This is a genomic window from Collinsella aerofaciens (assembly GCF_019131995.1).
Taxonomy (GTDB): Bacteria; Actinomycetota; Coriobacteriia; order Coriobacteriales; family Coriobacteriaceae; genus Collinsella; species Collinsella aerofaciens_S.
Window position 1 is genome coordinate 46,484 of the sequence record NZ_JAHONA010000011.1, and the last position, 26,477, is coordinate 72,960.

Below are 26,477 nucleotides of genomic sequence, written 5' to 3' on the forward strand. Positions count from 1 at the left end.
GAATGATTGAAACTGAGAACAAGGTCTACGCCCGTCGCTGCGAGAGCCATGTCGAGGCCCTGCGCCGCGCCGTTCCGGGCTGCATCGAGAAGGTCGAGTGGCAGTGTGAGGACCAGCTGACGATTACCGTTAAGCAGGACAAGCTGCCCGAGGCCGTCCACTACCTGTATTACGAGCGCTACGGCTGGATTCCCGTGATCATCGGCAACGACGAGCGCAGTCTGTGCGGCCGTTACGCCGTGTACTACGTCATCTCCATGGAGGGGGAGGACCCCGGCTGGGTGACCGTGCGCACCGAGGTCGATCCCGCCAAGATGACGTTCCCGTCCGTGACGCCGTTCGTCCCCGCCTGCGTGTGGGGCGAGCGCGAGCTGCGCGATATGTTCGGCCTGATTCCCGAGGGCCTTCCCGATCGTCGTCGCCTGGTGCTGCCCGACGATTGGCCCAGCGGCCTGTACCCGCTGCGCAAGGACTCCATGGACTACCGCTTCCGTCCCGCTCCCGCGAGTGACATGGAAAACTACGAGTTCTTGGCCGATACCAAGGGCAAGGAGACGACGCTCGTCCCCATGGGCCCGTTGCACATTACTTCCGACGAGCCCGGCCACTTCCGCCTGTTCGTTGAGGGCGAGACGATCGTCGACGCCGACTATCGTCTGTTCTACGTGCACCGCGGTATGGAGAAGGTCGCCGAGACGCGCCTGAACTATGACGCCGTGACGTTCCTCGCCGACCGCATCTGCGGCATCTGCGGCTGCGCCCACTCGGTGGCCTATGCCGAGGCCGTCGAGCGCGCCCAGGGCATTCATGTCCCGCCGCGCGCCCAGTACATCCGCGCCATCATGCTCGAGGTCGAGCGCCTGCACTCGCACCTGCTCAACATTGGCCTGGCATCGCACTACACGGGCTTCGACTCCGGCTTCCAGCAGTTCTTCCGCGTCCGCGAGAAGTCCATGGACCTGGCCGAGAAGCTCTCCGGTCACCGCAAGACCTACGGCCTCAACGTGATCGGCGGCGTGCGCCGCGACATTTTGGCCGAGCAGAAGCTCTCCACGCTCACGACCATCCACCAGCTGCGCTCCGAGGTTCAGGAACTCGTCGACGTCTTGCTCTCCACGCCCAACTTTATCGAGCGTACGAGTGGCATCGGCATCTTGGACCGCAAGATCGCACGCGACTTCTCGCCGGTCGGCCCGCTCATGCGTGGCTCGGGCTATGCCCGCGACGTGCGCTTTGACCATCCCTTCGACGGCTACGCCGATCCGGACGTCCAAAAGATGCACGCCGCTACGGCCGACACCTGCGATGCCTTCGGCCGTACCGCCGTTCGCATCCAGGAGGTCTACGATTCGATCGACATGATCGAGACCATGCTCGAGAACTGCCCGTCGGGCCCCATCCTCACCACGGATTGGGAGTACACCCCGCACAAGTACGCCATCGGTGCCACCGAGGCGCCGCGCGGCGAGGACGTGCACTGGGCCATGCTCGGCAACAACCAGAAGTGCTACCGCTGGCGCGCCAAGGCCGCCACGTACAGCAACTGGCCGGTCCTGCGCTACATGTTCCGCGGCAACACCGTGGGCGACGCGGCGCTGATCGTCGGCTCGCTCGACCCGTGCTACTCCTGCACCGACCGCGTGACGGTGACCGATGTCGCCGCCAAGCGCGACCACGTGCTCGATAAGGAGCAGTTCGAGAACGTCTGGCGCGACAAGTCGCCGCTTGCGGGCGAGGGCACCATGGCCGCTCCGCTCGATGAGGAGGCGCTCTAATATGCTGAAGCTTTGGAAGGTAAACGCCAAGGCCGGCGACGCGACGGTCAAGTACCCGTTTGCGCCGTTCCCCACCAACAAGGACATGCGCGGCAAGCCCGAGCACAATGCCGAGCTCTGCATCGCCTGCGGTGCCTGCGGTGTGGCGTGCCCGGCCGATGCCATTCGTATGGACACCGACCTTGCGGCCGATACCATCACCTGGTCGATCGACTACGGCCGCTGCATCTTTTGCGGCCGCTGCGAGGAAGCCTGCCCCATGGAGGCCATCAAGCTCACCGAGGAGTTTGAGCTGGCCGTCATGAGCAAGGACGACCTCACCAGCAAGAGCGTCTATACGCTCGAGCACTGCTCGCGTTGCGGCAAGCCGTTTGCCCCGCACAAGGAGATCGACTACGCCAAGCGCCTGCTGCAAAAGGCCGGCGGCATGGAGGCCGAGCAGGCCGCCCGTACCGTCGGTATGTGCCAGGAGTGCAAGCGCGAGCTCGACGCCCTGCGCGCCGCCTCGGCCGTAAAGACCGGCAACGCTGCCGGCATGGCTGCCAACGAGACGCTTGCGTCCGGCGAGCCCCAGGGCCCCGGCATGGAGTATCTGGGCGGCCACGGCGTGAACCCGGAGTATATCGACCGCGAGCTCAACCCCGATGCGCCCGAGATTCCCGCCGGTCCGGCGCCGGTCGAGGGCATCATCATGGATTTTGAAACGAAGGAGGAGTAACCATGGCCGAACCCACGCTTTTGCCCGAGCGGCTTCAGTACCGCCCGACCAAGATCGAGCTCGACGAGAGCATCGAGAAGGCCAAGGCGACCCTTCTTAAGAAGATCAAGCGCTCGGTGTATGTCTACCGTGTTGACTGCGGCGGCTGCAACGGCTGCGAGATCGAGATCTTCGGTTCCATCACGCCCGTCTTCGACGTCGAGCGCTTTGGCATCAAGGTCGTGCCCTCGCCTCGTCACGCCGACGTGCTGCTGTACACCGGTGCCGTGACGCGTGCCATGCGCATGCCGGCCCTGCGCGCCTTTGAGGCCGCACCCGATCCCAAGATCGTGGTGTCCTATGGCGCGTGCGGCTGCACCGGCGGCATCTTCTACGACAACTACTGCGTCTGGGGAGGCACGGACAAGATTCTGCCGGTCGATGTCTACATCCCCGGCTGCCCGCCCAGCCCCGCGCAGACCGTCTACGGCTTTGCCATGGCACTTGGCCTGCTGGACCAAAAGCTCCATGCCGAGACCACGGTGGAGGCCGCCGACGAGCAGGCCGATATCCTGCACCCCGGCGTGCCGTACAAGCTGCGTGTTGCCATCGAGCGCGAAGCTCGCGCCATGAGCGGCTACCGTTACGGCCGCGACCTGGCCAACGAGTTTATGGACACGCTCGAGGGCGCGCCCAAGGGCGATATCCGCGGTGCCATGGCGCTGCTCATCGACAAGCAGGACGATCCGCGCCGCGTCGAGGTGTACTCGGCGCTGCAGGATCTGGTGCTGGCCGGAGGTCGCTAGATGGAGCTCACGGACCGCTCTGGTTACTTTGCGGGCCCCGGCATGCTCGGCGGCTCCTTTGGCGATGCCTCGCGCGCAAGCGACGAGGCTGCCGAGGGCGTCGCCGACCCCTGCCTGGGCCATGCGCCCGACCAGGTGGTCTTCTATGAGCTGACGCGTAAGTTTGTGGAGACCGAGGAAGACGTTCCCCAGGAGGCCTGCGACGTGCTGTACTACACGCTCGCCGTGGGCCACCACACCGGCGTGCTCGACTGCTTTGAGCCGCGCCTGTCGGTGCCGGTGGATGTGTTCTATTCGCTCGTCGATGCGTTGCCGGAGGGGGAGGCCAAGACCAAGTTCGAGGCCATCCGCTCCTTTGGCGAGTGCCAGCTCGACAAGGCGGCGGTGCCGTCGCTGCTCGAGGCCTGCGATATGCTGCTCGACGAGCGCGGTTTTCGCGGTTCGGCCAAGGCCGGCATCTCGGTGTTCGACGACGACTTTGGCCTGCATGCCCAGCAGGTCGCGTTCTTAATGAAGTTTCGCGATCTGGTTGAGCGCGTGCGCGATGTTTCGGGTGTGTATCTGACGGGAAGGTTGCAGTAATGGGTCGCGTTGTGGATGGTCGTGTGAACGGCGCTCCGTTTGCGGGTATCGTGCTCACGGCGGGAAGCGTGCTGCGCGCCGACGATGCCGCCGGCCCCGTGCTCTCCAAAAAGATGGAGGACGCGCCCATCGCCGGTTGGTACACCATCGATGGCGGTCAGACGCCCGAGGATGACATCATCGAGGTCAAGCGCGAGCGTCCGCCTCGCCTGGTCTTGGTCGATGCCGCTGACATGGCGCTGCCCGTCGGGTCCATCCGCTTGCTCGACAAGCGCGATGTGGCCCGCAAGTCGATGTTCACCACGCATTCGCTTCCTTTGTCGATTCTGATCGAGGAAATCGAACAATCGTGTGATGATATCGTCTTCGTTGGGATTCAGCCGGGCGATACGGAGTTCTATAACCCCATGTCCCCGGAGGTCTTTGAGGCCGTCGACGCCGTGTACGACGCCGTGGCCGCCAACGACTTTTCCCACTTTGTCCGCTTGGGGCAGAGCAATAGGAGCGCTTGTCCCTGCTGATTAGGAAAGAAGTGATTGACATGGCAGATTCCAAGGTGGAGTACCCCACTCCCGATTGCCTGGCGCCCGCCGCGATCGAGGCCAAGACCGAGGCCGCCGGCGTGACCAAGGCTAACCTGCCGGTCGCTAAGGCCTTTCTGTTGGCAATGTTCGCCGGTGCGTTTATCGCCTTCGGCGGTCTGTTTTTTACGGTGTTTTTGAGCGACAGCACGCTGGGCTGGGGTGCCCAGCGCGTCGTGGGCGGCCTGTGTTTTTGCCTGGGCCTGGTGCTGGTGCTGGTGTGCGGCGCCGAGCTGTTTACCGGCAATTCGCTTATGGTCTGCGCGCTCAAGAGCAAAAAGATCACCCTGGCTCAGATGCTCAAGGCATGGGTCGTCGTATGGGTCGGTAACTTTGTCGGTGCCTTGTTCATCGTCTTTTTGGTGTACATGGCCGGCATTTACAAGCTCAACGGCGAGGCGGTCGCCAATTCCATGGTAAGCGTCGCCGCCGGCAAGGTGACGATCGACTGGGTGACGATCTTCTTCCGCGGCGTCCTGTGCAACATCTTTGTGTGCCTGGCCGTGTGGATCGGTACCGCCGGCAAGACCGTGGTCGATAAGGTTGTGGGCATTCTGCTGCCCATCGCCGCCTTTGTGGCCTGCGGTTTTGAGCACTGCGTCGCCAACATGTACTTTTTGCCCATGGGTGCCGTGATGCACGCGTGCGGCTATGGTATCGACGTCGCCGGCGCCGATGCACTCAACGTTGCGGGCATTGCGTTTAACCTGTCCGCCGCCACGCTGGGCAACATCGTGGGCGGCGCGGTTCTGATCGCGCTCGGCTACTGGTTTGTCTACGCCAAGAAGTCCGAGGCGTAAAGTACCGCCTGTTTGACGTTGGCCTCCCGCGGGGCGTTGCCGTGCGGGAGGCTTTTTGGGTCTGGGGCTCGTTGCCGGGCTTTTGGCCTGTTGTGTTTGGCTGATGAAAGGGGTAATCGAGATGGCATCTGCTGTGAAGCGTGACGGTCGCGCCGTGGTGACCACATGCGGGGGATGCTATGCCGATTGCGCCTTTGCGGCACGCGTTGAGGACGGTCGCGTGGTGGCCGAGCTGCCGGTGCCGGGGCATCCGTGCGCGACGCGTGCGCTGTGTGCCCGCGGGCGGCATCGCCTGGCAATGCCGTTTGACGAGCGCGACCGGATTTTGCACCCCATGCGCCGACGAGCTGATGGCTCGGGGTTCGATGTGATTTCGTGGGACGAGGCGTTTGCCCAGATTGCCGAGCGCCTTTTGGGGATTGTTGACGAGCGCGGGCCCCGTGCACTGGGTATGACGCTCGGCGTGCCCTCGTTCGACCGCTACTGGGCGCATCGTTTTATGCATGCGCTGGGCTCGCCCAACGTATACGGTGCCGACGGTGCCTGCGAGGTAAGCCGACTTACCGGTTGGGAGCACAGCCTGGGCTATAGTCCCGCCTCCGACCTGGCGCATACCGATTGCATCATGTACCTGGGGCGTTCCATCGTCGATTCGTCGACGATGGGGGCCGTTGATGCGCTCAACGATGCGCGCCGGCGCGGGGCGAAGATCATCGTGGTTGACCCCCGGCGCAGCGGTTCGGCCGCGCTTGCCGACCGCTGGCTGCGCGTGCGTCCCGGATGCGATCTGGCGTTGCTGCTGGGTATCGCACATGTGCTGGTAGCCGAGGACCTGTACGATCACGAGTTCGTTGCCCGCTATACCACGGGTTTTGATGAGCTGGCGCAGGCGGCCAGTGCTTGGACGCCCGAGTGGGCCGAGTCGATGTGCGACGTGCCGGCCGCAGAGATTGTCGCTACGGCGCGCGAGCTAGCTGCCGCCGCGCCCGCCGCTGTGGTGGACGCGGGCTTTCATGGCGGCATCGGTATCGCGTATGCCAATAGCACCCAGACCGCGCGCGCTATTTGCTTGGTCGATGTGCTGCTGGGCTGCATCGGACACGCGGGCGGCGCGCTCAACCCGCCCACGCCGCTTGTGTTGGGCGACCTCGATCCCGCACGCTTTGCGACGCCGCCGGTGCCATGCGGGCCCAAGCTGGGGTCCGAGCGCTATCCACTGGTCGATCCGGTGCGCGGCCTGTGCACGACCATCGGTCAGTCGATTCTTGCCGGCGATTTGCGTGGGCTCATCGTCTATGCCAGTAACCCCGGTGCGGGCTATGGCAATGCGCAGGCTTGGTTGGGTATTTTGCAGCAGCTCGACTTGCTCGTGACGATTGATATTCGCTGGTCCGAGACGGCGCGTGCTTCGGACTTCGTGCTGCCCGACGTGACGTATCTGGAGGCCGACCGCGGTGTGGGCACGGTCGTGGGCGCCAACGATGCGCGCGTGTTCTACCGCAATGCCGTGCTGCCCGTGCAGCATGACGACACGCGTCCCGGCCGGGAGATTTTTGCCGGTCTGGCGCAGGCGTGTGGCGTGGGCGAGTACTTCCAGTTTACGTCTGACGATCTGGCGGCTGCCCAGGTGGCGCCTTTTGGGATCAATCTGGACGAGCTCAAGGAGCGCGGCTGGGCCGACACGGGTGTTGCGTTGCCGTCGCGTACGGGCGATCCGGCGATTCCCTTGGATGGCGGCAAAATTGCGCTGGCAAGCGACGTATGGGAACGAGCCGGCCTGGGTCGTGTACCCAACTGGATCGCTCCCATGGTGGAGCCTAGCCTGGGGATGTTTCGCCTCATTAGCGGCAACCGTCCCTTTGAGTCGCATACCTCGCGTAGACTCGCGGCGGCCGGTGCCGCCGAGGCTGGATCGGATCTGGATGCCGTGCAGATGAATGCCGATGCCGCTGCGCGCATGGGCATTGCCGATGGCGAGGTCGTCGAGCTCGTGAGCGATATGGGCCGCGACCGCGTGCGCGTGGAGACGACGCCGTATCTGCATCCGGCGTGCATCTTCACCTCGGCCGCCCCCGGCGGGCGTTCGTTTGGCGCCGATGCCGGTGGCGCTCAAGCCTTGGGCGTGGGCCCGCTCGACCATACACCTTTGCGTTGGGACCCGTTGACGGGCGCCGCGCTCACCCAGGAAAACGCCGTTCGCGTGGAAAAGATCGCGGCGCGCGAGGATAATAACGAGTAATTGACTCAGCTGATGTATTCGACTGATCCACGTTTCTTTTGAAAGGCCGCACATGAGCGATAGCCAGAACATGTCCGATGAGGTGCGCGCCCGCCTGCGCGCCATTCCTTCCGTCAACGAGCTGCTTGCCGAGTGGCCTGTTGTGAAGGCGGCGGGGGAGACCTGCGACGCGGTGGCGCATGCCGCCGTCACGGCCGAGCTCGACGAGGAGCGCGCCGCCATTCGCGCCGGTGCTGCCCCGCGCTCTAAGCGCGAACTAGCCTCGGCCATCGAGTGGCGTGCGCACCGCTCTGCGTTGCCGAGCCTGCGCCCTGCCGTCAACGCTACGGGCGTGGTCATCCACACCAACTTGGGCCGCGCCCCGCTCGCGGAGTCGGCCGCCAAGGCCGTGGCCGAGGTTGCGCGCGGGTATAGCACGCTCGAGTACAGCGTCGACACCTGTTCGCGTGGGTCGCGTAAGGAGCACGCTGCGCAGCTGATCCGCTCACTCACCGGTGCTGAGGACGCGCTCGTGGTCAACAACAACGCCGCCGCGGTGCTGCTGGTGCTGGCGTCCCATGCCGCAGGCAAGGAGGTCATCGTGAGCCGCGGCGAGCTCGTCGAGATTGGCGGCAGCTTCCGTATTCCCGATGTCATGGCGGCTTCGGGCGCCAAGCTCGTCGAAGTCGGAGCCACCAACCGCACGCACCTTGCCGATTACGAGCGCGCTATCACGCCCGATACGGCCATGATCCTCAAGGTCCATCCTTCCAACTACCGCATTGAGGGCTTTCACGAGGAAGTGAGCTCCAAAGAGCTTGCCGCGCTGGCGCATAAGCATGGCCTGCTGTTCTACGAGGACCAGGGCTCGGGCGCGCTGATGCCCGACGATATCCTGGTTCGCGGCGGCGAGGAGACCACGCCGACCTCGGTTGCCGCTGGGCTCGACATCGTGTCGTGCTCGGGCGACAAGCTGCTCGGTGCCGCTCAGGCTGGCATCATCATGGGTCGTCGCGACCTGATTCAGGCCTGCGGCGAGCACCCACTCATGCGCGCCCTGCGCCCCGGCAAACTGGCGCTGACCGCGCTCGAGGCCACGCTGCGTATCTACATGGATGGCGCCGATGTTGCCCATCGCGACATTCCGGTGCTCAACATGCTCACGCTCCCGCAGGCTCATCTGGAGCGTCGTGCCCGCAAGCTGCGCGATCGTATGGTCGCCGGGCTCGATAAGGCCGGCTGCCCGTGCGCCGTTCAGGTGGAGATCGTCGAGGAATCCTCGACCCCCGGTGGCGGCTCGCTGCCTACCGTGGAGCTGCCCACGATGTGCGTGGCCGTGCGTCTTGTTGACGCGCGCCTGACGGTCGATGCGCTCAAGTGCTCGCTTGTCCAGGACTTCGACACGCCGGTCGTCACGCGCGCCTCGCACGATCGCATTTTGTTTGACGTCCGTACGCTTGTGGGCGACCGCGATATCGAGACTGCGGCGTCGACGCTTGCCGCGTGCGTTGAGAAGGCGATTGCTCGATGAGTGAGGTCAAAGCGCTGGTGGAGTGTCCCGTTATCGTAGGTACGGCGGGACATGTCGACCACGGTAAGTCGGCACTGATCGAGGTGCTGACCGGCAAGAATCCCGACCGCCTGGAAGTTGAGCGCCGTCGCGGCATGACCGTTGAGCTTGGCTTTGGCGAGCTGGCGTTGCCGAGTGGCAAGATCGTTGGTCTGGTCGACGTGCCGGGCCACGCGCATTACTTGCGCGCCATGGTGCAGGGCGCCACGGGCATTGATGTTGCCGTGTTGGTGGTATCGGCCGTCGAGGGCGTGATGCCCCAGACCCGCGAGCACGTGCATGTGCTGGAGCTGCTGGGCGTCACGCATATGGTGGTGGCGCTGACGATGTGCGACTTGGCCGATAGCGAGATGACCGAGCTTGCCGAGCTCGACGTCGATGATTTTTTGTCGGACACCGTGTTTGCGGGCGCGTCGATTGTCCCCGTGTCGTCCAAGACAGGCGAGGGGATTGGCGCGCTGCTGGCCGCGCTTGACGATCGGGTTGGTACCTGCTGGGATTCCTGCCGCGACCGTGCCGAGCGCACCGATGCCGCGCCGCGCTTGCCGATTGACCGCTGCTTTACGATCAAGGGCGCCGGCACCGTCGTGACGGGAACGCTGCACGATGCGCCGGTTGCGGTGGGCGATGAGCTCGTCGCGCTGCCGTCGCGCACGGCCTGCCGCGTACGCGGGATCCAAGTGCATGGCGACACGCAGCGGGCGCTGCCCGGTCAGCGCGTGGCGCTCAACCTGGTGGGCGATGGCGTCGCTGCGCTCGATCGCGGTGAGATGCTCGGCGTGGAGGGTCGCTTAGGCCAGACGCTGCGCTTTATGATGGCGTTTACGTATTTGGGTCGCGAGGGAGCCAAGCCGCGTGTGCTCGAGTCGGGTGCGCGCGTGCACGTGATGGCCGGTACGGCCGAGGTCGTCGGCCGCATCATGTTCATGGAGGGCGAGGCCCCCATGGCGGTGGGCGAGACCCGTACCGTGCAGGTGCGCTTGGAGGAACCGCTGCCGCTGCGTGCCGGCGACCATGCCGTGGTGCTGTCCTATTCGCCGGTCATGCTCATCGGCGGCGGGCGCGTGCTGCTTTCGCGCTGCCGTCGCTCGCGCGAACTTACTGAGGGGGAGCGCGCGCTGCTTGCAGCGCTTGAGGCCGGCGATGCCGTCGCTGGTGTGGACGCGTGGCTGGCGCTGCAGATGTTGCCAGTCGTGGTAGCCGACGTTGCCGCGGCGCTAGATCTGCTTTCCGGTGAGGCCGATGCCGCGCTGAAAGAGTTGGTGGCGCGAGGTGCTGTTTGCGAGCTTGCCGGCTCGGGCGATGCGCTGTATGTGAATGCTGCCGCGCTCGATGCCGCCATGGACGTGCTGGCGGCGACTCTGACCGCTATGCACGCGGCTGCCCCCAAGGAGACGGGCTTTACGCCCGGCGCCGTTGCCCATGCTGCGTGGCCTGCCGCTGACGATGCAGTTGCCGCAGCCCTGATTTCCGAGGGCTGCTCGCGCGGCGTGTGCGCCGCCGAGGGGGCCGAGGTGTTCGACCCGCACTCCGCTGCCGCCGCGGCGCGTGTGGTGCACGAGGCTTGCGAGCGCATCGTTTCCTTGTTGGACGAAGCTGGCCTCGATGCGCCGACGCTGCCAGAGGTAGGCGAGCAACTACAGCTCGATCGCGACACCATGACGCGTGCCCTGCGCGAGCTTTCGCTCAACCGCTCCATCGTAAAGATCGAGCGTGATGTGGCCCTGTCTGCTGCCGCTGAGGCCCACGCGCGTGAGCTCGTCGCCTCTGCCATTGCCGACGCCGGCGGTGCTGCCACTACGAGCGTGCTGCGCGAGGCGCTGGGCGTGTCGCGCAAGCGTGCCATCAGCATCTTGGAACACCTGGATGCCGTGCGCTTTACGGTGCTCGACAAGGAAGCCGGCGGCCTGCGCTCCCTGCGCTAGATTGGCTGCTCGGTTTGGTAAAATACCTCCGCACTTGGGAACGGATGGGCTCCGGTGGGCTCCGCGGTCCTCAAAACCGTTGCGAGGCGTGCAAAACGTCTTGGATGTGTTCGATTCACATACGTTCCCGCCACACGCTACCAGCGCTTTTGTGCTCGCGGTCTTGCTGCGTGCCGCAAAGGCGCTGTTTTGTTTTTGCACGAGCTTTTCGTAGCGCCGCTATTTCGGCGGCGGTATTTAGCTTCGTGCACAGGGTTTCGAGCATGCCGATGGGGGTGTTTTGCCGTATGACTACCGTAAGACGAGCCGATCTTTCTTGCGTCGTCCAGGCGGGCGGGCTGTCGTCGCGCATGGGTTGCGACAAGGCGCGGATGTTGTTTTGCGGCGAGCTGCTCATCGAGCGCGTGCTGGGTCGGCTGGCGCCAGTTGCCGGCGAGTTAGTCGTGACGACTTCGCGTCCCAGCGAGCTTGTCTATCTTGAGCAGCGCGCGTTTGGCGGTCTGGTGCCGCGAATAGTGTCGGACCTTGAGGGGCCGGCGGGTGCCATGCGCGGCATCGCGAGCTCGTTGGCCGCGGCCCGATTGCCGCTCGTGGCGATCGTCGCCTGCGATATGCCGTTTGTCTCGCCGGAACTCATCGGCGCGCTTGCCGATCATGTTGAGGCCGAGGCGCTCGATGTGTGCGTGCCGCGCGAGGAGCGGGGGATTGAGCCGCTTTGCGCCGTCTGGCGCCGTGACGCGTGTGCGCCGGTTGCCCAAGAGCTGCTCTCCTGCGACCGCCAACGCATTCGCTGCCTGATCAATCGCGTTCAGGCCGGTTATATGGATGAGCCGCAGATCGTTAAGGCCGCCGGCTCCACGCTCTGCTTCGAGAACGTCAATACACCCGAGGAGTTTGCGGCAGCCGAGCTGCTCGCCTAGACGATGGGAGATGCCATGTCTCACGATATTTGCCCCGACACGGGAGAGCCTTGCACTTGCGACGGGTCCGAACCCTGTACCTGCGGTTGCGGTGGCTGTGGGCATACCGCGGAAGAGGAAGCGGCCGCCGCGGCGTATCGTGAGGCACACCGCGGCGACCCGTCCGGTGATGCCCTCGACCACGAACGCAAGATCATCGTATCGTTCGACAGCACCTTCGATGTGATGGAATGTGAGCAGCTGTGCCTGGATGCCGGCGTGCCCGGGCGCATTATGCCTTTGCCCGGCTCCATTACCGCAGGTTGCGGCCTGTGCTGGGCCATGTCGTTCTCGGGCGATGCGCTTGCCGCCTTCCGCGCTGCCACCGAAGGCCGCATAACCCCCGCCGACTATCATCAGCTCGTCCTCTAGCCGTCAACACCACCACATTGGGGACAGGCACCTTTGTGGTGGTTTGGAACACGTGGACGAAACAGGTTTGAAACACGGGTTTTGCGCGTCAGGCACTCAAAAACGCTTCTACCTGCATCGTAATCAAAACGAAACATCTGCTCGTCGGCTTATGCGAAACTTTGCTGCAACAGTGCGATATTATCCATACTCGATAAAGCTCGCGGCGTATGAGGCGCCGCGAACGACACCTTTCTTTTCCATCAATTGGAGGAAGCATGAGCTACACGCAGAAAGTTCTCGACGAGCTCAAGGCCCGCTATCCCGAGCAGCCTGAGTTCATCCAGGCCGCGACCGAGATCCTCGGCACCATCCAGCCGGCGCTCGACGCCCATCCCGAGTACGAGGAGGCCGCCCTGCTTGAGCGCCTCGTCGAGCCCGAGCGCATCGTTATGTTCCGTGTCCCCTGGGTCGATGACCAGGGAAAGGTCCAGGTCAACCGCGGCTATCGTGTCGAGTTCAACTCTGCCATTGGACCCTACAAGGGCGGTCTGCGCTTTAACCCGACGGTCACCCTGGGTATGCTCAAGTTCCTGGGTCTGGAGCAGATCCTCAAGAACAGCCTGACCACCCTTCCCATGGGCGGCGGCAAGGGCGGCTCCGACTTTGACCCCAAGGGCAAGTCCAACAACGAGATCATGCACTTCTGCCAGTCCTTCATGACCGAGCTCTATCGCCATATTGGCCCCAACACCGACGTTCCCGCCGGCGACCTGGGCGTTGGCGGCCGCGAGGTTGCCTACATGTTCGGTCAGTACAAGCGCCTGACCAACGAGTGGACCGGCGTCCTTACCGGCAAGGGCCTCTCCTTTGGCGGCTCGCTCGCCCGTACCGAGGCCACCGGCTACGGTCTGGTCTACTTTGTGGATGAGTACCTCAAGAGCCGCGGCGACTCCTTCGAGGGCAAGAACGTCGTCGTTCACGGCTCCGGTAACGTCGCCATCTACGCGGTCCAGAAGGTCTCTCAGCTCGGCGGCAAGGTGCTGGCCTGCTCCGACACCCATGGCTGGGTCGAGGATCCCGACGGCATCGACTACACCGTGCTCGAGCATGTCTACAACAAGAAGCGCTCCGGCCACGACAAGGGCGTCACGCTCGCTATGTACGTCGACGAGAAGCCCAATGCCACGTGGCACGAGGGCGACGGCCGCGGCGTGTGGCAGCTGCCCTGTGACATCGCGCTGCCCTGCGCTCGCGAGAACACGCTGCTGCTCGAGGACGCCCAGGCGCTCGTCGCCAACGGCTGCAAGGTGGTCGGCGAGGGCGCGAACATGCCCACGACCATCGAGGCCACGACCTACTTCCAGGAGAACGGCGTCGCCTTTATGCCCGGTAAGGCTGCCAACGCCGGCGGCGTGCTCGTGTCCGGCCTGGAGATGAGCCAGAACGCCGAGCACCTGTCCTGGACCTTCGAGGAGGTCGACGGCAAGCTCGAGCAGCTCATGCGCGGTATGTTCCACAACGTGGACGACACCGCCATGAAGTACGGCGAGGAGGGCAACTTCGTCATGGGCGCCAACATCGCCGGCTTCCTGAAGGTTGCCGACGCCATGCTCGCCCAGGGCGTCTGCTAAACCCTGCCTGACATAGCATTCGATAAGGCTCCCAGTCACCTTGGCTGGGAGCCTTTTCTATCCCGGAGGCGTGGGACAAATTAATCAGTAGCTCTTGTCCCAGGTACGATAGTTAGTTCGAGCTTGTTGCCGCAAGCGACCCTGGGACAAAAACTACTGATAAATTTGTCCCACGTGGCGTTCTTGTCGTTCGACGGCGCGCGGCCCCTCGTTTGGTACACTTGAAGGTACTGGACAAGTGAAGAGATGGGGGAGAACGTGCTCAAGTTCGGTACCTACGTCCGTGTTGGAAACGCGGCCGAAGCCTATGAGCTCTTGCAGAAAAACCGCAACAACAAGATTGTGGGCGGCGGCATCTGGATGCGCCTGGGTTCGCGTCGTGTGGCGACGGCGATTGACCTTTCGGCCTGTGGACTCGATCAGATTGAGGAGACCGAGACCGAGTTTCGCATCGGTGCCATGTGCACCCTGCGTCAGCTCGAGCGTCATGCCGCGCTCAATGCGCTTGTCAACAATGTCTTTGAGTTCGCCGTCCACGACATCGTGGGCGTGCAGCTGCGCAACACCGCCACGGTGGGCGGCAGCATCTACGGCCGCTTTGGCTTCTCGGACGTTCTCTCCGCCTTCCTCGCGCTCGATTCCTATGTTGAGCTGACGGGTGCCGGCCGCGTGCCGCTCGCCGAGTTCGTGGACATGGGCTATGTGCGCGACGTGATCGAGCACGTCGTGGTCGTCAAGCACGATTACCGCGCGAGCTACGAGGCCGTGCGCAAGGCCGCGACCGACTTCCCCTCCTTAAACGTCACCGCCGCCTGGTGGGACAACAGCTGGCATGTCACCGTGGGCGCCCGTCCTCTGCGCGCGACCCTGCTGCAGGGCGAGGCGTGCGGCCTTACCGCCGAACAGCCTTCCGAGGACGAGCTGCGCGCCCTGGCCGCGTCCGTGCGTGCCCTGAGCTACGGCACCAATATGTGGGGCTCGGCCGAGTATCGCCGTCGCATCTCGGCCCCGCTCGCCGTCCAGGCCGTGCGCCGCGCCGCCGGCATCGAGCTTTCGGCCGCGCTTGCCCACGAGCTCGAGGGCGTGCGGATTCCCAAGTTCGCCACGGACGAGTATTCCTGCCGCCGCGTGCCCGGCGTCGATTCTAGCGAGGTGCGCTAATGGCTGCCAAACTCATCGATCTTTCCTTTACGCTCAACGGCCGCAAGGTCAAGGTTCAGATTGCCCCCGACACCATGCTCTTTGCGCTGCTGCGCGAGCAGGGCTGCGCGTCGGTGCGCTGCGCCTGCGAGACCACCAACTGCGGCCTGTGCACGGTGTGGCTCGATGGCGACACGGTGCTGAGCTGCTCGGTTCCCGCCGCCCGTGTTGAGGGCCGCTCCATCACCACGCTCGAGGGCCTCAAGGCCGAGTCCGAGGCGCTTGCCCGTGCGATGGCTGCCGAAGGCGCCGAGCAGTGCGGTTTTTGCGCCCCCGGCCTAATTATGAACGTGCTGGCGCTTGCCCGCGCCGCCAAGGAGGACCCGAGCCTCGTCGCTACACGCGAGGAGCTCTCGCGCCAGCTCGCCGGCAACCTCTGCCGTTGCAGCGGCTACGAGAGTCAGCTGCGCGCCATCGTCCGCTTTCTCAACGAGTCCGGCGTGAAGGTGGGCTTTGAGATGCCCGAGCTGCCGGTCAACGACACCAGCTGCGACGGTGTCTCCTACAAGCAGATCACTCACAAGCAGCCCAAGAAGGACTCGAAGGCCCTGCTCGAGGGGCGTCCCGTCTACACGGGCGACTTGGTGCCCGCCGGCGCCCTGATCGTCAAACTCAAGCGCAGCCCCTATGCCCGCGCCAAGATCCGCTCCATCGATACGTCGCGCGCACTGAAGGTGCCCGGCGTCGTGGGCGTCTACACCTATGAGGACGTGCCCAAGCGCCGCTTTACCATCGCCGGCCAGAGCTATCCGCAGCCGAGTCCCTACGATCGCCTGATTCTCGAGAACCTCGTCCGTTACCAAAACGAGGAGGTGGCGATCGTCGCCGCCGAGACTGAGGAGGCTGCCGACAAGGCGCTCAAACTCATTAAGGTCGACTATGAGGTGCTCGAGCCGCTGCTCGACTTTACCCAGGCACTCGATAACGACATCGTGGTCCACCCCGAGGGCGACGTGACCTTTATGTTCCCGCAGGGCGGCGACGTTCCGCGCAACTTGGTATGCAGCGGCACGAGCGACTATGGCGACTTGGACGAGGCCTTCGCCCAGAGCGACATCGTCTTTGAGCGCACCTACACCAGCCAGGCCACCCAGACCGCGCCCATGGAGACCTTCCGTGCCTTCGCGACGACCGACGCGTTCGGCCGCATTTCGGTGACCACCTCGACGCAGGTGCCCTTTCACGTGCGCCGCATGGTCGCGCAGTCGCTCGACATTCCGCAGTCGCAGGTGCAGGTCATTAAGCCGCGCATCGGCGGCGGCTTTGGCTCCAAGCAGACGGGCTGCTGCGAGATCTTTGTGGCGTTCGTGACCCAGCAGACCGGCCGTCCGAGCTATTGCTGCTACACCCGCGAGGAGACCATCACTGCGGGCAACTCGCGCCACCAGATGCAAATGACCGTTAAGCTGGGCGCCATGAACGACGGCACCATCACGGCCATCGACCTGCATACGCTGTCCAACGCCGGTGCCTATGGTGAGCATGCCACCACGACGATCGGCCTCTCGGGCCACAAGAGCCTGCCCATCTACAACCACGTGAAGGCGAGCCGCTTTAGCTGGGACGCCGTCTACACCAATACCAACCGCGGCGGCGCGTATCGTGGCTACGGTGCCACCCAGGGCCAGTTTGCCGTGGAGAGCGCCGTCAACGAGCTCGCCGACATGCTGCACATGGACCCCGCCGACCTGCGCCTTAAGAACATCGTGCGCGAGGGCGAGACCATGCCGCAGTACTACAACGAGAAGCTTAACGCCTGCGCACTCGACCGCTGCCTGCTGCGCGCGATGGACATGATCGGCTGGCGCGACAAGCCGCTGGCCGTGGACCTGGGCGACCGTGTGCGCGCCCTGGGTTGCGCGCTCACCATGCAGGGCTCGGGCATCTCCAATGTCGACATCGCCGGCATCGACATGCGCCTGGAAGAGGACGGCTTCATTACCATCGGCACCGGCGCCACCGATAACGGCATGGGCGTCGACACGATCCTGGCGCAGATTGCCGCCGAGGAGCTGGGCGTGGAGAGCTCGCTGATCGTGGTGCGCGGCGTGGACACCGACGTGTCGCCGTTCGACGCCGGCTCGTACGCGAGCTCCGGTACCTACGTGACGGGCCTTGCCGCCAAGAACGCCGCGACCGAGCTGCGCGAGAAGATTTGCGCCAAGGCCGCTCAGATGTGGGACGTTGACACCGCCGACGTGGTCTTCGACGGCCAGTACGTGCGCCTGTCCGACGAGCGTGCCGCTCGTGAGCGCGGCCGCTACCTCACGCTGCGCGACTTTGCCAACCTGTGCGTCAAGAACATCGCAGGCGGCGACGCGCTCACCTCGCACGCCTCTGCCTGCCTGCCCGTTTCGCCTCCGCCGTTTATGGCCGGTATTGCCGAGGTCGAGGTCGACAAGGCCACCGGCAAGGTGACTGTGGTGGACTACGCCGCGGCCGTCGACTGCGGCACCGTGATCAACGAGGCACTCGCGCGCGTCCAGGCCGAGGGCGGCATTGCCCAAGGCATCGGTCATGCGCTCTACGAGATTGTCGAGCACGATGACCGCGGCCGCCTGCGCACCGGCAACTTTATGAGCTACAAGCTGCCCACGCGCCTGGATATCGGCAGCATTCGCGTGGCCTTTGAGCCGAGCTACGAGCCGACGGGTCCGTTTGGAGCCAAGTCGATCGGCGAGGTCGTCATCAACACGCCTCTCGCCGCCGTTGCCTCGGCAGTGGCACACGCCACCGGCCACCAGGTCCGCTCGCTGCCGATCACGCCCGAGAAGGCCCTGCTGGGGGAGTAGCGGGCCAGCGAACAAGTCGTAATGGGCGGGGCGGGGCGACTCGTCCCGCTTTTGCACTCGTGGTGAGGTCGTGAGCCTGTAAAAGGTGTGCGTGCGCTTGCCGTTCGTATCTGCTATCATTCCTAGTCTGTGCGCTCATGCGGGCGTGGCGGAATTGGTAGACGCGCCAGATTTAGGTTCTGGTGGGATTCCCGTGAAGGTTCGAGTCCTTTCGCCCGCACCAACGCACCTGCGTCGGCTCCCGCCGTCGCGACTCTTTGTTGCATAAAGGTACCAGCACCTCAGATAAGCTGGGCAGTATGAGGAGGAACGTGTTGAACATCACCGCTTCTGACGTCAAGGACGCCAAGCTCACCGCTACGGTCACCATCCCGGCCGCCGACGTCGACGCCGCGATCAAGAAGGCCTACAAGGACACCGCCAAGAAGTACCGCTTCCCGGGCTTCCGCGCCGGTAAGGCTCCCCGTCCGGTCGTCGACTCCGCTCTTGGCGCCGAGGCTACCCTCGCTCAGGCCACCAACGACCTGATCGCCGCCAACGAGCCCGCCGTCCTCAACGAGCTGGACATCGTCCCCACCAAGAACGGTGACTACAAGGAGCTCGACCTCGCCAAGGATCACGAGGACTACACCTACACCGTCGAGTTCTCCCTGCGTCCCGCCGCTGAGCTCTCCTCCTTCGACGCCGTCGAGATCGAGATGCCCCCTGCGGAGGTCACCGAGTCCGAGATCAACAACCAGGTCGAGATGCTCCTCAACTACCGTGCCACCTTCGAGGACGTTGAGGGTCGCGCCGTCGAGGCCGAGGACTACGTCACCGTCGACCTCAAGGCCGTCGAGAACGCCGACAACTTTGCCGCCGAGGGCCGCATGCTCATCGCCGGTAGCGACAGCAACCCCAAGGAGTTCAACGAGGCCCTGATCGGCGCTAACGTTGACGACGTCAAGACCGTCACCTGGACCGACGAGGTCGAGGAGGGCGAGGAGGCCGAGACCCACACCGTCGAGGTCACCGTCAAGGGCATCAAGGTCCGCAACACCCCCGAGCTCACCGACGAGCTCGTCAAGTCCGACTTTGGCTTCGACAGCATCGACGCTATGCGCGACGCCATCAAGCTCGAGATCGAGCAGGACAAGGCTTCCCGCCTCCCGGCCGAGAAAGAGAACCGTTGCGTCGCCGCCCTCGCCGAGCGTCTGCAGCTCGACGAGATGGACGCCGACTACGAGCAGTCCGTCTTTGAGGAGCTTGGCCAGAACTTCCTGTCCAACCTCGCTGCCCGCGGCATGACCCTGGACACCTGGCTGCCCGCTTCCGGCCTGACCATGGAGCAGTTCATCGGCGACCTGCACAAGCAGGCCAACGACGTTGCCCGTGAGTCCCTGGCTCTGGACGCCCTCGCCCGCGAGCTCAAGATTGAGGTCACCGAGGACGACGTCAACGCTGAGTTCGAGAAGGCTGGCGTCAAGGACGTCGAGGCTTCCAAGGCCGAGTTCATCGCCGATGGCCGCATGCCTGCCGTCCGCGAGTCCATCCGCCGCTCCAAGGCCGTCGACCACCTGGTCGAGAACGCCAAGGTGACCGAGGTCGACGAGACCGCCAAGGACGCCGAGTAATTCTCGCCACCTTGCCCGCGAGCGCATGCACGCGCCCGTGATGGGGTAAAGTTATACACCGGTTATCCGGTTGCTTCGTACGGTGCCAGCCAATGCATAGCATGCGGGCACCGTACGTTTATCTAGAACCAATTTGGTCCGCAAGAGAGAAATGGAGATGCGTATGATCGCTAAGTTCGATTCCGCCCTCGTGCCATACGTTATCGAGCAGACGCCGCGCGGCGAGCGCAGCTACGATATCTATTCGCGCCTGCTCAACGACCGCATCATCTTCTTGGGCGAGGAGATCAACTCCGTCAGCGCCAACCTGGTCGTTGCCCAGCTGCTGCATCTTGAGAGCCAGGATGCCGAGAAGGATATCTCGCTCTACATCAATTCGCCCGGTGGCGAGGTCTACTCCGGCCTGGCGATTCTTGACACCATGAACTTCATCAAGCCGCAGGTTTCCACCATCTGCGTCGGTATGGCCGCGTCCATGGCCGCCGTGCTGCTTTCGGCCGGCGCTAAGGGCAAGCGCTTCTGCCTGCCGCACTCCAAGGTCATGATTCACCAGCCCAGCGGCGGTGCCCAGGGCCAGCAGACCGAGATTGAGATCGTTGCCGAGGAGATCAAGAAGACTCGCCGCGAGCTCAACCAGATCTTGTCCGACGCCTCGGGTCAGCCCATCGAGAAGGTCCAGGCCGATACCGAGCGCGACAACTACCTGACCGCTGCCGAGGCCCTCGACTACGGCCTGATCGACCGCATCGTCACCTCGCGCGATCTCGCCGCGAAGGACGCCTAGGATGGCCGGTAACATGCAGGACAACTTCGACGAGAACGGCAACCCCATCCGCTGCTCCTTCTGCGGAAAAGAGCAGGGCCAGGTCCGTCGCCTCGTAAAGGGCCCGACTAACATCTTTATCTGTGACGAGTGCGTCGCCGCCTGTTCCGAGATTCTGGAGGAGTCGCTGGCTTCGGACTTTATGGACGCTGCCCGCAACGGCAAGCTGCCGGGCTTCCTCAACGACCACGGTCAGGCTGCATCCCAGCCCGCCGTGGACCCCGAGACCGAGGGCTTTGAGCTTGAGGACGACCGCCAGGTCATCACGCACGTGCCGACGCCGCACGAAATCTATGACGAGCTTTCGGCCTATGTTATGGGTCAGGAGGACGCCAAGCGCGCCATGTCGGTGGCCGTGTACAACCACTATCGCCGCGTGATCGAGGGCGGCGCCGCGGTGTCTGCCTTTGACGACGGCATGGGCTCGCAGTTCGACGACGGCATGGACGAGGTAGAGCTCGCCAAGTCCAACATCCTGCTGCTCGGTCCCACCGGTACCGGCAAGACCCTGCTCGCCCAGACGCTTGCGCGCATCCTCGAGGTGCCGTTTGCCATCGCCGATGCCACCGCACTCACCGAGGCCGGCTATGTGGGCGAGGACGTGGAGAACATTCTGCTCAAGCTCATCAATGCTGCCGATGGTGACATTGAACGCGCTCAGGTGGGCATCATCTACGTGGACGAGATCGACAAGATCGCCCGCAAGGCCGAGAACCTCTCCATTACCCGCGATGTTTCGGGCGAGGGCGTTCAGCAGGCACTGCTTAAGATTCTTGAGGGCACGGTGGCGAGCGTTCCGCCCACCGGCGGCCGCAAGCATCCCCAGCAGGAGCTGCTGCAGATCGACACGACTAACATCCTGTTCATCTGCGGCGGTGCCTTCGTTGGTCTGGACAAGATCATCGCCGACCGCGTGGGTAACAAGGGCGTGGGCTTTAACTCCGAGATCGCCGGCCCCACCTCGGTCGACGAGAACGATCTGCTGCGTCAGGTGCTCCCGCAGGATCTCAACGCTTTTGGCATGATCCCCGAGTTTGTGGGACGTACGCCCGTCGTCACCCAGACGCAGGCGCTTGACGAGGACGACTTGGTGTCGATCCTGACCGAGCCCAAGAACGCCGTGGTGCGTCAGTACCGCAAGATGTTCCAGCTCGAGGACGTTGAGCTTGAGTTTGAGGACGCCGCTCTGCACGAGATCGCCCGCATGGCGCTCGCCCGCAAGACCGGCGCACGCGGCCTGCGTGCCATCTGCGAGGACGTGCTTCAGCAGACGATGTTCGACCTCCCCAGCGAGGAGGGCGTAGCTAAGGTCATCGTGACCGAAGCCGCCGTAAAGGGCGAAGAACAGCCCCAGCGCATCTACGGCTAAACCAGCCTAAATAAGTGCTTGCAAATAGCCTCCGGCCACCCGCGGTCGGAGGCTATTTTATAGATACGCAATAACCCCAACTACCTGTGTTATTCTGTGTGTTTGTTTAAAGTCTCAGCGAAGTCCTATCAGACTGAAGTAATCAATACCTAAGGCGTGTCCGCCTGCTTGGTTTTCGTAGATTCCGCACGAGCCGAAGAGCACTAAATGTGCTCTTCGTGCGAGCCCAGGACCTGACCGAGCGAAAACCAAGCAGGCGGACACGCCGGCGGGACAGGGAGAGATATATGGAAGAAATGCCCAAGAACTACGATCCGTCGACCAACGAGCCGGCGATTCTGCAGAAGTGGCTCGACGGCGGCTACTATAAGCGCCGTGAGGGCGTGGGCGACTGCACCGTCACCATTCCGCCTCCCAACGTGACCGGCAAGCTCCACATGGGCCATGCCACCGACGACTCCATCCAGGACGCCATCGTCCGTATGGCCCGCATGCGCGGCAAGTCCACGCGCTGGGTGCTGGGCACCGATCACGCCGGTATCGCCACACAGACCAAGGTCGACAAGAAGCTCAAGAGCGAGGGCATCAGCCGCCTGGAGATTGGTCGCGACAAGTTTGTTGACGCCTGCTGGGATTGGACCCACGAGTACGGCGGCATTATCGTCGAGCAGATCAAGCGTATGGGCTGCTCCGTCGACTTCGATAACGAGCGCTTCACCATGGACGAGGACTACGCCCAGGCCGTGCGCAAGGTGTTCTGCGACTGGTACCACGACGGCCTGATCTACCGCGGTAAGCGCATCGTTAACTGGTGCCCCAACTGCACCACTGCCATCTCGGACGACGAGGCTGAGTACAAGGACGAGAAGGGCCACCTGTGGCACCTGCGCTACCCGCTGACCGAGCCGGTCAACGGCCAGGACTACATCGTCGTCGCCACTACGCGCCCCGAGACCATGCTCGGCGACACGGGCGTCGCCGTTTCCCCGAAGGACCCCGAGAAGGCCGCCTTCGTGGGCAAGACCGTCAAGCTTCCCATCGTCGACCGTGAAATCCCCATCTTTGAGGATTGGCATGTCGATGCCAACTTTGGTTCCGGCTTTGTCAAGGTCACGCCGGCCCACGACCCCAACGATTACGCCATGGGTCAGGCCCACGACCTGCCGCAGATCAACATCTTCGACGAGCATGCGGTGGTCGTCGAGGGCTATGGCGAGTTCACCGGCATGACCCGTGAGGAGTGCCGCGAGGCCGTCATCAAGTGGTTTGAGGAGCATGACCTGCTCGACCACGTCGAGGAGCACGACCACTCCGTCATGCACTGCTACCGTTGCGACGCCGCGCTGGAGCCGTGGCTGTCCGAGCAGTGGTTCGTCGCCGTCGATAAGCTTAAGGGGCCGGCGCTCGACGCCGTCAACTCCGGCAAGGTCGCCTTCCATCCCGCGCGCTGGACGCAGACCTACACTACCTGGATGGAAAACCTCAAGGACTGGTGCATCAGCCGTCAGCTGTGGTGGGGCCATCGCATCCCCGTGTTCTACTGCGAGGACTGCGGCTGGGAGGACGCCCTTACCGAGGACACCGATGTGTGCCCCAAGTGCGGCGGCCATCACGTGCATCAGGACGAGAACGTGCTGGACACCTGGTTCAGCTCGCAGCTGTGGACCTTTGCCACGCAGGGCTGGCCGCAAAAGCCGGAGTTGCTCGAGGGACATCACCCCACGACGGCGCTCGTCACCGCGCGCGACATCATCGCGCTGTGGGTCGCCCGCATGGTCATGAGCTCGCTGTACTTCTTGGACGAGGTGCCGTTTAAGGACGTCGTCATCTACCCGACGATCCTTGCCAAGGACGGCAGCCGCATGTCCAAGTCCAAGGGCAACGGCGTTGACCCCATGGACCTCATCGGTATGTACGGCGCCGACGCCATGCGCTACAACCTGCTGACGCTGTGCACCAACAACCAGGACGTCAAGTTTGACGCGAACATCGATAAGAAGACCAAGAAGCTCATCGACAGCCCGCGCACCGACCAGGCCAAGAGCTTTGTGACCAAGATCTGGAACGCCAGCCGCTTCCTGCTCGTGAACATGGAGGGCTACACGCCCGGCGAGCCCGTCGTGGAGACGCCGGCCGACGCTTGGATGTTCAGCCGCCTGGCTAAGGCCGTGAAGATGGTCACCGAGGGTATCGAGAACTACACCTTTGGCGACATGGCCCGCGGCGTGCAGCAGTTCTTCTGGAACGAGGTCTGCGACTGGTACGTCGAGGTCACCAAGGCCCGCCTGAAGGGCGAGGGCCGTCTACAGGCTCAGCGCAACCTGATCTTTGTGCTCGATACTTCCATTCGCCTGATGCACCCGCTTATGCCGTTTGTGACCGAGGAGATCTGGGACAACATGCCGGCGAGCGTGCTCGACCTGGACGCCGAGGGCAACGTGGACCGCGCCGAGGCACTCATGATCGCCAAGTGGCCCGAGCCCGCCGACTACACCAAGTACGTCGACGAGCCCGCCGAGCGCGCGTTTGAGTTGTGCCGCACCGTCGTTTCCGCCGCCCGCGCCACGCGTTCGCGTTACCGCTTGAGCCCCAAGGCCGAGCTCGACGTGGTCGTGCGCGCCGGTGCCGAGGACATCGAGAAGCTCGAGAGCCTGCGCTCGACCATCGAGCCGCTGGCGAACACGGCTTCGCTGGTTATGGGCACCGACGTTGAGAAGCCGGCTGCGAGCATCGCCGTTGTTGACAGTGGCGTCGAGGTCTTTGTGGTGCTCGAGGGCAAGGTCGACCTTTCGGCCGAGAAGGCACGTCTGGAGAAGGAGATCGCCGCGGCCCAGAAGGAGCTCGCCGGCTGCGAGAAGACGCTTGCCAACGAGGGCTTTGTGGCTAAGGCCGCGCCCGCGGTGGTCCAGAAGAAGAGGGACCGTGCAGCTGAGCTCAAGGAGATCCTGGCGGCGCTGACTGCTCAGGTTGCTGACTTCTCGTAGGTCTTACTGAGGGGCGCGTCCCGACGCTTTGCTCTCCGCTGCGGACACCTATTCCGCCGTTCTAACGAACGGCGGCTGGCTCGACGCTGCAAACGCCTCTGATGGCCAATCTGCCGTTCAACTTCGGGCGCATGGGCATAAGCCCTATGCGCCCTTGTTTCACGGCACCTTGGCTTATCAGAGGCGTTTTCGCTGACTATCCTCAACCTATACTGTTTTATTTTTCTATGAATGGCGGTTCTGAAAATGCCTAAGCGTTCTGGCTTGTATACCGTTCCTTTTGAGTTTGATTTGCTTTCGTTTGATGAGGCTGTGGGGCTTGCTGCTGATACGGGGCGGATTTCTGGGGATGCTGGGCCTCTGCTTGAGACGGTTGTCGATATGCTCGATGAGCTGGGACGTCCGGACGAGTATTTCGATTGCATTCAGGTTGCCGGTACCAATGGCAAGACTTCGACCACGCGTTTTTCGGCTGCCATCCTTCGTGGTGAGGGGTTAAAGACCGCACTGTATACGTCGCCGCAGTTGGTGCGCTATCCCGAGCGCATGGAGGTTGATGGGCGCGTCGTGAGCGATGGGTCGTTTGCCCGCGGCGTTTCTGCCGCCGTCGAGGCGGGGCATCGCGTGAATGCTCGTCGTGTGGCGGCGGGGGAGCGCGCCTATACCATCACGCCGTTTGACCTGCTGACGGCTGCCGCGCTGGTGGTGTTTGCCGAGGCTGCAGTGGACGTTGCTGTGCTCGAGGTTGGCATGGGCGGCCGTTGGGACGCCACGAGTGCGACCGATCCCGTCGCCGTTGCCATTACGGGCATCGGGCTCGACCACACGCGCATCCTGGGCGACACGCTCGAGGCCATTGCGGGGGAGAAGGCTGCCGTCATCAAGCCCGGGCGCTTGGTTGTGCTGGGCGAGGGCACGCACGAGCCGAGCGTTCAGCGCGTGATGGATGCGCGTTGCCGCGAGTGCGGCGTTGTGCCGCTCGTGGTGAGCCATACGACGACCAAGGCGCCGGCGCATGTAGGCGATGCGGTGGAGTTCAGCTGCACCACGCCGCGTGCGATCTATACGTCAAGTATGGTCAAGCCGGCGTACCAGCCGCAGAATGCCGCGTGCGCGATTATGCTGTGCGAGGGGTATCTGGGTCGCGAGCTCGACCACGATGTGCTTGATGGTTCGCTCATGGGCTGCCCCACGCCGGGTCGCTTTGATGTGCTGGGAACCGATCCGCTCAAGTTGATCGACGCTTGCCATAACCCCCAGAGCTGCGAGAACTTTGTGAGCGCGCTGGACGAGATCGACCCGTGCGTGGAGAATCGCCCCACGCTGCTGTGCGCCGCGCTGGCCGACAAGGATGTGGCGGGCATCGTTGATGTGCTGATCCCGGCCTTCCCGCGCGTGGTCGTAACCCAGACCGATTCTGATCGCGCCCTACCGGCAGAGGAGCTTGCTGCCCTGGTGGATGCCGACAAGCTCGCGGGCGTGTACCCCAGCGTATCCGAGGCCCTTTCGGCTTTCGATGCCGCAGGCGAGCCTTTCGTAGCAGCAGGCACCATCACCCTAGCCGGCGAAGTGGCAGGCTTGCTCCGCTAGATCCCTTCCGCAGGATAGCTAGTTGACCTGCTCGCCATGAAATGGGCCTATCTACTACGTTTGACCGGCTGCCCTCAACCATGCCGAGAATCGCAAAATCAAAACCGACGCTCCTATAAGTTGTCAATAGGCAGTTTGCGGGAGCGCTCCCTTCAATTCGCACAGGAGCTCGTAATACCTCCTCTCCAGTTTCGTCGACCGCCGTCTC

19 protein-coding genes and 2 tRNA genes are annotated in these 26,477 nt (G+C 63.8%); all 21 read left to right on the top strand.

Going from position 1 to position 26,477, the window contains the following annotated elements; all coding sequences use genetic code 11:
• Window positions 1-2: 2 nt before the first annotated feature.
• The 21 genes from KSY82_RS05250 to KSY82_RS05350 all read left to right on the top strand — a co-directional run bounded on the left by KSY82_RS05250 (window position 3) and on the right by KSY82_RS05350 (window position 26,269).
• The gene (locus tag KSY82_RS05250) at window positions 3-1,775 is read left to right on the top strand and encodes a hydrogenase large subunit (RefSeq protein ID WP_022095197.1); all 1,773 of its coding nucleotides are present in this window, start codon (window positions 3-5) and stop codon (window positions 1,773-1,775) included.
• Window position 1,776: 1 nt separating this feature from the next.
• Window positions 1,777-2,493 (top strand): formate hydrogenlyase complex iron-sulfur subunit, encoded by a 717-nt coding sequence (locus tag KSY82_RS05255; RefSeq protein WP_070097519.1) that lies wholly within the window; start codon window positions 1,777-1,779, stop codon window positions 2,491-2,493.
• 2 nt (window positions 2,494-2,495) lie between these two features.
• Window positions 2,496-3,278 (top strand): NADH-quinone oxidoreductase subunit B family protein, encoded by a 783-nt coding sequence (locus KSY82_RS05260; RefSeq protein WP_217750434.1) that lies wholly within the window; start codon window positions 2,496-2,498, stop codon window positions 3,276-3,278.
• Window positions 3,279-3,860, top strand: coding sequence for a formate hydrogenlyase maturation HycH family protein (locus KSY82_RS05265; protein ID WP_195568235.1), 582 nt, complete (start codon window positions 3,279-3,281; stop codon window positions 3,858-3,860).
• Complete coding sequence (gene hycI / locus KSY82_RS05270) at window positions 3,860-4,381, top strand: hydrogenase maturation peptidase HycI (RefSeq protein ID WP_217750433.1); 522 nt, start codon at window positions 3,860-3,862, stop codon at window positions 4,379-4,381. The genes KSY82_RS05265 and hycI overlap by 1 nt, the downstream gene beginning before the upstream one ends.
• Before the next feature lie 20 nt (window positions 4,382-4,401).
• Window positions 4,402-5,241: a formate/nitrite transporter family protein gene (locus tag KSY82_RS05275; RefSeq protein ID WP_217750432.1), complete on the top strand. Its 840-nt coding sequence runs from the start codon at window positions 4,402-4,404 to the stop codon at window positions 5,239-5,241.
• Between the two features lie 121 nt (window positions 5,242-5,362).
• The gene (locus tag KSY82_RS05280; protein ID WP_217750431.1) at window positions 5,363-7,480 is read left to right on the top strand and encodes a molybdopterin-containing oxidoreductase family protein; all 2,118 of its coding nucleotides are present in this window, start codon (window positions 5,363-5,365) and stop codon (window positions 7,478-7,480) included.
• Window positions 7,481-7,532: 52 nt separating this feature from the next.
• Window positions 7,533-8,990, top strand: coding sequence for an L-seryl-tRNA(Sec) selenium transferase (gene selA / locus KSY82_RS05285; protein WP_217750430.1), 1,458 nt, complete (start codon window positions 7,533-7,535; stop codon window positions 8,988-8,990).
• Window positions 8,987-10,954, top strand: coding sequence for a selenocysteine-specific translation elongation factor (gene selB / locus KSY82_RS05290; protein WP_217750429.1), 1,968 nt, complete (start codon window positions 8,987-8,989; stop codon window positions 10,952-10,954). The genes selA and selB overlap by 4 nt, the downstream gene beginning before the upstream one ends.
• Window positions 10,955-10,990: 36 nt before the next feature.
• Window positions 10,991-11,087, top strand: a tRNA-Sec gene (locus KSY82_RS05295).
• Between the two features lie 154 nt (window positions 11,088-11,241).
• Entirely contained in the window at window positions 11,242-11,874 is a 633-nt protein-coding gene (gene mobA, locus KSY82_RS05300; RefSeq protein ID WP_217750428.1) for a molybdenum cofactor guanylyltransferase, read from the top strand.
• A gap of 15 nt (window positions 11,875-11,889) precedes the next feature.
• Window positions 11,890-12,285 carry a putative Se/S carrier protein gene (locus KSY82_RS05305; protein WP_217750427.1) on the top strand — a complete coding sequence of 132 codons (396 nt, stop codon included), beginning with the start codon at window positions 11,890-11,892 and terminating at the stop codon, window positions 12,283-12,285.
• Window positions 12,286-12,542: 257 nt separating this feature from the next.
• Complete coding sequence (gene gdhA / locus KSY82_RS05310; RefSeq protein ID WP_217750426.1) at window positions 12,543-13,898, top strand: NADP-specific glutamate dehydrogenase; 1,356 nt, start codon at window positions 12,543-12,545, stop codon at window positions 13,896-13,898.
• A 258-nt stretch (window positions 13,899-14,156) separates the two neighbouring features.
• Window positions 14,157-15,059: an FAD binding domain-containing protein gene (locus KSY82_RS05315; protein ID WP_217750425.1), complete on the top strand. Its 903-nt coding sequence runs from the start codon at window positions 14,157-14,159 to the stop codon at window positions 15,057-15,059.
• Window positions 15,059-17,890, top strand: coding sequence for a molybdopterin-dependent oxidoreductase (locus KSY82_RS05320; protein ID WP_217750424.1), 2,832 nt, complete (start codon window positions 15,059-15,061; stop codon window positions 17,888-17,890). Before KSY82_RS05315 ends, KSY82_RS05320 begins: the two co-directional genes overlap by 1 nt.
• Before the next feature lie 139 nt (window positions 17,891-18,029).
• A tRNA-Leu gene (locus tag KSY82_RS05325) sits at window positions 18,030-18,113 on the top strand.
• Between the two features lie 88 nt (window positions 18,114-18,201).
• Window positions 18,202-19,503 (top strand): trigger factor, encoded by a 1,302-nt coding sequence (gene tig / locus KSY82_RS05330; protein WP_368042034.1) that lies wholly within the window; start codon window positions 18,202-18,204, stop codon window positions 19,501-19,503.
• 163 nt (window positions 19,504-19,666) lie between these two features.
• Window positions 19,667-20,287, top strand: coding sequence for an ATP-dependent Clp protease proteolytic subunit (locus KSY82_RS05335; protein ID WP_022095182.1), 621 nt, complete (start codon window positions 19,667-19,669; stop codon window positions 20,285-20,287).
• Window position 20,288: 1 nt separating this feature from the next.
• A complete protein-coding gene (gene clpX, locus KSY82_RS05340) occupies window positions 20,289-21,695 on the top strand; it encodes an ATP-dependent Clp protease ATP-binding subunit ClpX (RefSeq protein ID WP_217750423.1) in 1,407 nt (468 codons plus the stop codon).
• Between the two features lie 287 nt (window positions 21,696-21,982).
• Complete coding sequence (locus KSY82_RS05345; protein ID WP_217750422.1) at window positions 21,983-24,679, top strand: valine--tRNA ligase; 2,697 nt, start codon at window positions 21,983-21,985, stop codon at window positions 24,677-24,679.
• 246 nt (window positions 24,680-24,925) lie between these two features.
• Window positions 24,926-26,269, top strand: coding sequence for a bifunctional folylpolyglutamate synthase/dihydrofolate synthase (locus tag KSY82_RS05350; RefSeq protein ID WP_217750421.1), 1,344 nt, complete (start codon window positions 24,926-24,928; stop codon window positions 26,267-26,269).
• The last annotated feature ends 208 nt before the right edge of the window (window positions 26,270-26,477 follow it).